We start from the raw sequence: 9,163 nt of genomic DNA, 5'->3' as shown, positions 1-9,163 counted from the left end.
GGAGTAGCGGGCGAGCTGCCCGTCCGTGCAGTCAAGGACGAAGGAGAAGAGCAGCAGGAGGCCCGCCGCGACGAAACCGGCTCGGGTACCGGTGGCCGCGCAGCCCGCCGCGATCACGGCGACGAGCAGCGACGCGGTGGTGACCTGGTTCGGGGTCAGGCCGCGGCGCGCGCACCAGCGGGCGATGTAGCGGGAGTAGGGGGAGATGCAGTACGTCGTGAAGAAGCCGTCCCGCGACTTGACGGCCGTGCGAAGGCGTACGGCTTCGTCGTCCACGGCGGCGACGGCCTGGCGTGCCTCGTTGCGCGCCTGCGGGTCGCTGGGCACGGTGGCGACGAGGGTGCCGAGGTCGGGGCGGTGCAGCGCGCGGCCGCCGGCTTCGATCGCCTCGGCGACGTGGTCGGCGAGCGCCTCGACCGCGAGGGCGGAGCCGCCGCCGTTGCCGGAGCCGGCGGTGGCGCCGAGGGCGCGCGCCAGGTCGGCCCTGGCCTCGGGCTTGGCGGTGACGGCGCCGGGGACGGCCGAGGCCGCGAAGCGCGGGTCGGTGAGGCCGAGGCGGAGCGCGTGGACGTGGCCCACGAAGCGCGCGTCGACGACGGCGACCCGCTGTCCGGCCGGGACGGCGGCGAGCAGCGTCTCGGTGTCCGCCGCGTCGGAGGCGACCCGGACGTCAAACCCCAGGGACCGCAGATCGCCTTCGAGCGGCGACCCGGGGACCGGCTGACCGGTCAGGATGGCGGTCGACAGACGAACTCACTCCTTGATTGCCGGCGCGGCTCGCGCCGGGCAGGTGCGTGATGAGGGGCGCCCCTGGCCGACAGGGCCGGGCGGCACGTCGGCAGAGGCTATCGGATGATGGGAAGCAGGCGTTCACCGCCCGTTTACGGCCCGATAAGCGCGACCCGGGAGGGCATCCGCCGACTCGATCATCATGGTCGATCGGGGGCGGCCCCCACAAACCGCGCTTCGTGCGACCGGCACAAACGACATAAAGTCGACGCCCATGACATGGATGATCACAGGTGGAGCGGGTTATATCGGGGCACATGTGGCGCGGGCGATGGCCGGTGCCGGTGAGCGGGTCGTCGTTCTCGACGATGTCTCGGCCGGGGTGCCCGAGCGGCTCCCGGCGGACATCCCTCTCATTAGGGGCTCTTCGCTCGACGGCGACCTGCTGCGGCGGGTCTTCGCCGAGCACGGCGTGACGGGTGTGGTGCATCTCGCGGCCCGCAAGCAGGTCGGCGAGTCCGTGGAACAGCCGCTGCGCTATTACCGGGAGAACGTGGGCGGCCTGGTGACGCTGCTCGAAGCGGTGGCCGAGGCCGGCATCAAGCGGTTCGTCTTCTCCTCGTCGGCCGCGGTGTACGGCAACCCGCCCGACGTGGACCTGGTGACGGAGTCCACGGACTGCGTCCCGATCAACCCCTACGGCGAGACGAAGCTCGCCGGGGAGTGGCTGGTGCGGGCCGCCGGGCGGGCGCACGGCATCGCGACCGTGTGCCTGCGCTACTTCAACGTGGCGGGCGCCGCGACTCCCGAGCTCGCGGACACCGGGGCCTACAACGTGATCCCGATGGTCTTCGAGCGGCTCACCCGGGGCGAGGCCCCGCGGATCTTCGGCGACGACCACCCGACGCCGGACGGCACGTGCGTGCGCGACTACATCCACGTCGCCGACCTCGCCGACGCGCACCTCGCGGCGGCCCGCCGTCTCGAGGCGCACCCCGAGGGGGACCTGACGGCGAACATCGGCCGGGGCGAGGGTGTTTCCGTACGCGAACTCATCACCCTCATCGGTGAGGTCTCCGGCGACCGCCGCCCCGCGATCGTCGAGCCCCGCCGCGACGGCGACGCGCCGCGGGCCGTCGCGGACGCGGGCCTGGCCGCCGAGGCGCTGGGCTGGAAGGCCAGGCGCGGGGTACGCGAGATGGTCGAATCCGCATGGACGGGTTGGTGCTTCCACCACCCCGAGGCGCGCCGAGGTCAGTGACGTCAGCGCTCTGACCTGCGGACATTTCCGCAGGTCAGAGCATATGACAACGGTGTTCAGTGCCGTGTTGCCGGATACCCCCTACCCGTAGTTCACTGTGATCGCGACAGACGCGCGGCCGGGGAACAGAAGACCGATACCGAGCACACGGAGGCGGCTTCCATGGGGGCAGGGCACGACCACGGACACGCACATCACGCGGGGACCGCGACGGCGGCGTACCGGGGGCGGCTGCGCATCGCGCTCGGCATCACCGTCACCGTCATGGTGGTCGAGATCGTCGGCGGCATCATGGCGGATTCGCTCGCGCTCATCGCGGACGCGACACACATGGCCACGGACGCCCTCGGCCTCGGCATGGCGCTGCTCGCGATCCAGTTCGCGGGCCGACCGGCCACGGAGAACCGCACCTTCGGGTACGCCCGCGCGGAGATCCTGGCCGCGCTCGCCAACTGTCTGCTGCTGCTCGGCGTCGGCGGCTACGTCCTGTACGAGGCGATCGAGCGGTTCATCACGCCCGCCGAGACCGAGGGCGGACTGACCATCGTCTTCGGCGTCGTCGGCCTGGTGGCGAACATGATCTCGCTCTCGCTCCTGATGCGCGGCCAGAAGGACAGCCTGAACGTGCGCGGCGCCTTCCTGGAGGTCATGGCCGACGCCCTTGGCTCCCTTGCGGTGATCGTGGCGGCGGTCCTGATCCTGACGACCGGCTGGCAGGCCGCGGACCCGATCGCCTCGCTGGTCATCGGCCTCATGATCGTCCCGCGTACGGTGAAGCTGCTGCGGGAGACCCTGAACGTGCTTCTGGAGTCCGCGCCCAAGGGCGTCGACATGGCCGAGGTGCGCTCGCACATACTGGCTCTGCCGGGCGTCGAGGACGTCCACGACCTGCACGCCTGGACCATCACTTCGGGGATGCCGGTCCTCTCCGCGCACGTGGTCGTCAGCACCGAGACGCTGAACGCGATCGGCAACGAGAAGATGCTGCACGAACTCCAGGGCTGCCTGGGCGACCACTTCGACGTCGAGCACTGCACTTTCCAGCTGGAGCCGGTCGGCCACGCGGAGCACGAGGCGAAGCTCTGCCACTGACGGGGGCCGTCGATCGGGGCAGTTGACCGAGGCAGTGCCCCTGACACCACCGCTGAGGGTGACTTCCGGTGGTTCCTTGCCGGGAGGGCCCCTCGCGTACGGCAGACTTGAAGCTCGAAGACCGAAGCGAAGGATGGGTATGCCGACCACACCTGCCACCGCGACGAACAGCTCGTCGAACGGCACCGGAGAAGCGATCTTGCTGGAACTCGTGGACGAGGACGGCAGGACGATCGGCACGGCGGAGAAACTCTCCGCGCATCAGGCGCCCGGGCAGCTGCACCGGGCGTTCTCCGTTTTCCTCTTCGACGAGCAGGGGCGACTGCTGCTCCAGCAGCGCGCCCTCGGCAAGTACCACTCCCCCGGCGTCTGGTCGAACACCTGCTGCGGCCACCCCTACCCCGGCGAGGCGCCGTTCGCGGCCGCCGCGCGCCGGACGTACGAGGAGCTGGGTGTCTCGCCCTCGCTGCTCGCGGAGGCGGGCACGGTGCGCTACAACCACCCGGACCCGGATTCGGGCCTGGTGGAGCAGGAGTTCAACCACCTCTTCGTCGGGATGGTCCAGGCGCCGCTGCGGCCCGACGCGGACGAGGTCGGCGAGACCGCCTTCGTGACGGCCGGGGAGCTGGCGCAGCGGCATGCCGAGGGCCCGTTCTCGGCGTGGTTCATGACGGTCCTGGACGCCGCGCGGCCCGCGATCCGGGAGCTGACGGGACCCTCCGCCGGCTGGTGAGTCAACTCGCGGCCGGGGCCGATCCGTTGGGCTTCAGGGGCAGGGCCGCCCAGATGATCTTGCCGCCGCTCGCGGTGTGTTCGACGTCGCAGGCCCCGCCCGCCTCCTGTGTGATCTCGCGGACGAGGAGAAGCCCGCGGCCGCCGGTCTGGCCGTGGTCGGCCACCAGGGCGGTCGGGCGGTAGGGGTGGTCGTCCTCCACGGAGACGCGCACCCACTCGGCGCCCACCGCCACCTCCACGGCCAGCATGGGCGACAGCAGGGCCGCGTGCCGCACCGCGTTGGTGACCAGCTCGGAGACGATCAGGAGCAGGCCCTGCACGAGGTCGTCCGACGCGGGCACGCCCTGCCGGGCGAGCAGGTCGCGTACCGCGTGCCGCGCTTGGGGCACCGAGGCGTCGACGGCGGCGGCGGTGAACCGCCACACACCCTCGTACGGCACCTTCCCGGTCTCCCGAGGGAGTGGGCCGGGCCCCCTCCCCTCGTCGTCCATCGTCCGGTCGCCGCCCTTGCGCTCGATTGTCACCACACGAAGAGTGTTGGGAACGCACTGGTCCGGACCGCATGACTGACCAGAAGTCAGCGATTATCGGCGGTATTTGATCACAAACGTCCGACCACGTCACCCCTGCGACGGTTCCTGATCCCCCGGCTTCGCTTTCATGCCTTCTTCGGGTTGTACGGGTTGTCAGGCCGCTCCGGCACCATGCTCACGATCCGCCACCATGCTCACGATGCGGCGCCCGCCGAGACCCGTGGCCAGCAGGCCGAGGCCGTCGAAGAGCAGCGCGAGCGAGAAGAAGCAACCGATCACGTACTGACTGCTGCTGGGCCAGTTGGCGAGCACCAGGATGCCGAGCAGGAGACCGAAGGCGCCCTGCACGAGCGTCCAGCCGAACTGCGGGCCGCGCACCACCAGACTGCCGACCAGGCGGAAGACGCCACCGGTCAGGAACAGCAGCGCCGCGAACATCGTCAGCGCTTCCGCCGCCACTTCCGGCCTGCGGATGATCACCACACCGGCCGCGAGGTTCAGCGCGGCCACGACGACGCCCAGCCAGAAGAAGTTCGTGCCGCGGGACTGCACCGCGTGCAGCAGTCCGACGAAACCGCCGATCAGGAGCAGCCAGCCGAAGAGGAGCATGGAGGTCAAAGTGGCGACGCCCGCGTACACGAGGCCCACGATCCCCGCCAGGGCCAGGATCGCGCCCAGCAGGGCGAGCCAGCCCAGACTGCGGTTGAGCTGCTTGGCGTCCGTGGCATCCGGCGCGGCGGCCTTCGGGGTCCCGGCGGGCCCGGCGTTCTGCGCGGGGTCGGCGGTCTTGGCGGTCTTGGAGGTCTTGAACAGGGCCATCAGCGTCTCCGTCCTGCTTCCCCCGCTGCGCAGAGTTCTCAGGGCCGCCCCTTCTTGATCGTACGTTCGAGGCGTGCGGATAGCATCCGGCGCATGGAGCCGCAGCTGAGGCACGCCGTCACCCGGGGTGTCGCCACCGTCGTCATCGACCATCCGGCCAAGCGCAACGCCATGACGGCGGACATGTGGCGGCAGGTTCCGCCGCTGCTCGCCGGGCTCGCCGCCGACCCGGCCGTACGGACGGTCGTGCTGACCGGCGAGGGCGCGACCTTCTGCGCGGGGGCCGACATCTCCTCGCTGCGGCAGTCGCCGGGCGAGGCGCAGGACCTGGCGGTGCGGGCCGAGGAGGCGCTCGCGGCCTTTCCGAAGCCGACGCTCGCCGCGGTGCGCGGCTACTGCGTGGGCGGGGGCAGCCAGCTCGCGGCGGCCTGCGATCTGCGGTTCGTCGACGAGGCAGCCCTGTTCGGGATCACTCCGGCGAAGCTGGGCATCGTCTACCCCTCCTCGTCGACGCGGCGCCTGGTGTCGCTGGTGGGGCCCGCCACCGCCAAGTATCTGCTGTTCTCCGGCGAGCTGATCGACGCGGGGCGTGCGCTGCGCACCGGCCTGGTGGACGAGGTGCTGCCCGCGGGCGAGCTGGACAAGCGGGTCGCGGACTTCACCCGGATCCTCGCCGCCCGTTCACAGCTGACGCAGGCGGCGGCCAAGGAATTCGCCGCGGGGCGCGTGGACCGGGACGCCCACTGGGGCGCACAGGCGCGCGCGGGCGGCGACACCGCCGAGGGGGTCGCCGCCTTCCTGGAGCGCCGCGAGCCGCGCTTCACGTGGACGCCCGGCGCAGCCCCTACCGGCTGAAGCGGCTGGCCGCGCGGAACTGCTCGACCAGGTGCGCGGGCGCCTTCTGCGGGGACCCGGCGTCGAAGGGCGGCTGCGGGTCGTACTCCGTCAGGAGCTGCACGGCCCGGGCCCGCTCCTCGCCCGCGATCCGGCCGATCAGGGCGAGCCCCATGTCGATGCCGGAGGAGACTCCGGCCGCCGTGACGTACTTGCCGTCGAAGACGACGCGCTCCCCCGTCGGCCGCGCGCCGAACCGCTCAAGCTCGCCGAGCGCGAGCCAGTGCGAGGTGGCGCGGCGGCCCTCGATCAGCCCGGCGGCCGCGAGCAGGAGCGATCCGGTGCACACGGACGTGGTCCAGGTGCTGGTGGCGTCCGCCGAGCGCAGCCAGTCCAGGAGCGTCTCGTTCGCCATCTGGTCGCTCTGGCCGGGCCCGCCGGGGACGACAAGGACGTCGGGACTCGGCACGTCGGCCAGGGCGCGGTCGGCGACGAGCGCGAGGGAGCCGCTGTCGTTGCGCACGGGCCCGGGGCGCTCGGCCACGAAGACGGTCTCGACGCCGGGCATGCGGCTGAGGGTCTCGTACGGGCCGACCGCGTCCAGGGACGTGAAGCGGTCGAACAGGACGACGGCGATCTGCATGGGGTGCCTATCCGTTGAGGGCGGGGGCCTGCCGGTGCGCGAGAGGGGCGCGGGGAGCGAGAGGGGCGTGGAAGCGCCGCCGGTACTCGGCGGGCGCCGCGCCGAGGATCTTGACGAAGACCCGGCGCATCGCCTCCGGAGTGCCGTAGCCGCAGGCGCGCGAGATCTCCTCTACCCCGTCGGAGGTGTCCTCCAGGAGGCGTCTTGCGTGCTCGACGCGCACCCGCTCGACGTACTTGCCCGGCGTCATCCCGGTCTCCGACTGGAACGCGCGGGCGAAGTGCCGGGGAGAGAGCCGGGCACGGGCGGCGAGCGACTCGACGCAGAGGTCGTCGTCCGGGTGCTCGGTGATCCACTGCTGGACCTCGCGCAGCGGCTCGCGCCGGGCGGTCTGCGCGGCGAGCTGGGCGCTGAACTGGGCCTGGTTCCCCGGCCGGCGCAGGAAGACGACGAGATGGCGGGCGACCGTCAGCGCCTCGTCCCTGCTCAGGTCCTCCTCCACGAGGGCAAGGGCCAGGTCGATGCCCGCGGTCACGCCCGCGGACGTGGCGACGTGACCGTCGCGGACGAAGATCGGATCGGGGTCGACCTCGACGGCCGGGTGGTCGCGGGCGAGCTTGCCGCAGAACGCCCAGTGCGTCGTCGCCCGGCGGCCGTCCAGGAGGCCCGCCTCGGCGAGGAGGATGGCGCCGGTGCAGACCGAGACCAGGCGCTGCGCGCGCGGGGCGTTCTCCCGGAGCCATGCGATCAGGCGCGGGTCGGCTTCGCGGGTGCCCAGGCCGCCTGGGGCAAGGAGGGTGTGCGGCTCGGGGGCGTCGGCGAGGGAGGAGTCCGGTACGAGCGTGAGCCCGCTGGAGGTGCGTACGGGGGCGCCGTCCAGGGACGCGGTGCGGATGCGGTACGCGGGCTCGTCGCCGCCGCGGCAGAGGGCGGCGCCCGCGAAGACCTCCACGGGCCCCGTGACGTCGAGGCTCTGTACCCCGTCGAAGAGGACGACCAGAACGGTTCGCTGCTCCATGCCCCGATTCTTGGCCCCGTGCGGCGTGGCCGCAATGACGGATGGCCCACCTTTCCTGCCATCGGCCGGACGCACCCCCGGATGGTTCGCGCGGGCGCCCCGGGCTTCACCTCATACCAACCAGTCGGTAACGTGCCTCCATGACTTCTCTCTCGCCCCCCACCCCGGCCCCGGCACTGCACCCTCGTGCGGGACGTCGATGTCACAACGTGCTCAATTCGCTGCACTCGACGCACTACTTCTCGCCCGATACCGGCCGCGAGCTGACCGAGATCGGCATCACCCACCCGAAGGCGGTCAATTTCGCCGTGCGCACGGCGGCGATGGGCCCGGTCGGGGCCGGAGTGGTCACGGCGGCGTTCTACAACTACAAGCACGAGGCCGTGGCCCGGCACGTCCCCGCCATCTGGCGCCTCGCATCGCCCGAGGACGTCCTCGCCGCACGCCTGCGTGCCGTCGACGCGACGCTGCGGCGCCTCCTGGGCGAGGAAGCCCTCGCCTCCCCGGAGATGGCGGAGGCGGCGGAGCTCGCCCTGCGCGCCGCCGAGGCCTGCTCCCGCTCCGCACGCCCGCTGTACGCCGCCCACGCCGACCTGCCCGTCCCGCAGGAGCCGCACCTCGCGCTCTGGCACGCCGCGACCCTGCTGCGCGAGCACCGGGGCGACGGCCACCTCACGGCCCTCCAGCACGCCGAACTCGACGGCCTCGAGGCCCTGGTGAGCCACACCGCGACCGGCAAGGGCATGCGGCCGAAGTGGAACTTCTCCACCCGCGGCTGGAACCAGGAGGAATGGGACGCCGCCGTGCAGCGCCTGCACGCCCGCGGACTGCACGACGGCACGGCCGAGTTGACAGAGGCGGGCGTCGAGCTGCGCCGGGACGTCGAGGAGGCCACCGACCGCCTCGACCGGGCGCCGTACGAGCACCTGGGCGCCGCGGGCGTCGAGCGCCTGACCGAACTGGGCACGGTGTTCGCGGGCGCCGCACTGCAGGCCGGGGCGTTCCCGGCGGATCTGCTCGGCAAGGAGTAGGCGGGAGCGCTGCGGGCGTCCCGGCCCGACCGGCAGGGCGCCCCGGGGCATGATCCGCTCGGTCCGAGGTACCCGTGCGTCAGCGGTCCCGCACACCTGCGTGCCGGACCGGGCGACGAGAGGGGAAATCCCGTGTTCCGTGCGATCGCGGATGTCCTGCGCACGATCGGCACGGCGCTCGCCCTCCTGGTGACATGGCCGTTCCGGGCCCTGGCCCGCGTCTTGCGCGGAGCCTCACGCTCCGGAGGCCGGTCGGCGCGGGCACGCCGGGTCTGATCCCCCCGCTGTCGGTGCCACCTGCCACAATTGCCCGGCAACCCCAGTGAGAAGGCGGGAAACGTGGCACCTCTGCAGACGTCCACTCCAGCATCGATCGAAGGCAGGATCGCCGAAGAACTCGGCGTACGGGAGCGGCAGGTGAAGGCCGCCGTCGACCTGCTCGACGGCGGCTCGACGGTGCCCTTCATC

General features: G+C 72.1%; 13 protein-coding genes. 8 read left to right on the top strand and 5 right to left on the bottom strand.

The features are described from left to right. On the bottom strand, nt 1–579 hold a 579-nt coding region (locus ACQKIP_RS31330; RefSeq protein ID WP_427744816.1), incomplete at its 3' end, for a CDP-alcohol phosphatidyltransferase family protein. On the opposite strand from ACQKIP_RS31330, the gene ACQKIP_RS31325 reads away from it, so the two are divergent. The 4 genes from ACQKIP_RS31325 (at nt 571) to idi (ending at nt 3,815) form a co-directional block, all read left to right on the top strand. Beyond that, nucleotides 571–798 (top strand): hypothetical protein, encoded by a 228-nt coding sequence (locus ACQKIP_RS31325; protein ID WP_365855257.1) that lies wholly within the window; start codon nt 571–573, stop codon nt 796–798. The genes ACQKIP_RS31330 and ACQKIP_RS31325 overlap by 9 nt on opposite strands. A gap of 205 nt (nt 799–1,003) precedes the next feature. Further along, entirely contained in the window at nt 1,004–1,990 is a 987-nt protein-coding gene (gene galE, locus ACQKIP_RS31320) for a UDP-glucose 4-epimerase GalE (protein ID WP_365855259.1), read from the top strand. 162 nt (nt 1,991–2,152) lie between these two features. Next, on the top strand, nt 2,153–3,082 hold the full coding sequence (locus tag ACQKIP_RS31315) for a cation diffusion facilitator family transporter (protein WP_365855261.1): 930 nt from the start codon (nt 2,153–2,155) through the stop codon (nt 3,080–3,082). Between the two features lie 139 nt (nt 3,083–3,221). After that, a complete protein-coding gene (gene idi, locus ACQKIP_RS31310; RefSeq protein WP_365855263.1) occupies nt 3,222–3,815 on the top strand; it encodes an isopentenyl-diphosphate Delta-isomerase in 594 nt (197 codons plus the stop codon). 1 nt (nt 3,816) lies between these two features. Here the strand turns inward: idi and ACQKIP_RS31305 are convergent, their stop codons facing one another. Further along, entirely contained in the window at nt 3,817–4,308 is a 492-nt protein-coding gene (locus ACQKIP_RS31305; RefSeq protein WP_365855795.1) for an ATP-binding protein, read from the bottom strand. A 195-nt stretch (nt 4,309–4,503) separates the two neighbouring features. Further along, complete coding sequence (locus ACQKIP_RS31300) at nt 4,504–5,169, bottom strand: HdeD family acid-resistance protein (protein ID WP_365855265.1); 666 nt, start codon at nt 5,167–5,169, stop codon at nt 4,504–4,506. A 93-nt stretch (nt 5,170–5,262) separates the two neighbouring features. Here ACQKIP_RS31300 and ACQKIP_RS31295 point away from each other — a divergent pair, with 93 nt between their 5' ends. Next, the gene (locus ACQKIP_RS31295; protein ID WP_365855267.1) at nt 5,263–6,024 is read left to right on the top strand and encodes an enoyl-CoA hydratase/isomerase family protein; all 762 of its coding nucleotides are present in this window, start codon (nt 5,263–5,265) and stop codon (nt 6,022–6,024) included. Here ACQKIP_RS31295 and ACQKIP_RS31290 read toward each other — a convergent pair. Continuing rightward, complete coding sequence (locus tag ACQKIP_RS31290) at nt 6,014–6,646, bottom strand: DJ-1/PfpI family protein (protein ID WP_365855269.1); 633 nt, start codon at nt 6,644–6,646, stop codon at nt 6,014–6,016. The genes ACQKIP_RS31295 and ACQKIP_RS31290 overlap by 11 nt on opposite strands. Before the next feature lie 7 nt (nt 6,647–6,653). Next, entirely contained in the window at nt 6,654–7,664 is a 1,011-nt protein-coding gene (locus ACQKIP_RS31285) for a GlxA family transcriptional regulator (RefSeq protein ID WP_365855271.1), read from the bottom strand. A 140-nt stretch (nt 7,665–7,804) separates the two neighbouring features. Between ACQKIP_RS31285 and ACQKIP_RS31280 the strand changes: the two genes are divergently transcribed. The 3 genes from ACQKIP_RS31280 to ACQKIP_RS31270 all read left to right on the top strand — a co-directional run. Next, complete coding sequence (locus ACQKIP_RS31280; RefSeq protein ID WP_365855273.1) at nt 7,805–8,695, top strand: SCO6745 family protein; 891 nt, start codon at nt 7,805–7,807, stop codon at nt 8,693–8,695. A gap of 132 nt (nt 8,696–8,827) precedes the next feature. After that, entirely contained in the window at nt 8,828–8,971 is a 144-nt protein-coding gene (locus ACQKIP_RS31275) for an LPFR motif small protein (protein ID WP_365855275.1), read from the top strand. A gap of 72 nt (nt 8,972–9,043) precedes the next feature. Continuing rightward, nucleotides 9,044–9,163 (top strand): Tex-like N-terminal domain-containing protein (locus ACQKIP_RS31270; protein ID WP_427744818.1); only part of this gene is annotated, 120 nt, incomplete at its 3' end.

Source organism: Streptomyces sp. NPDC059900, assembly GCF_050270335.1.
Lineage (GTDB): Bacteria > Actinomycetota > Actinomycetes > Streptomycetales > Streptomycetaceae > Streptomyces.
The sequence above is the reverse complement of the archived record's forward strand: the minus strand, read 5'-3'. Positions and strand labels throughout refer to the sequence as shown.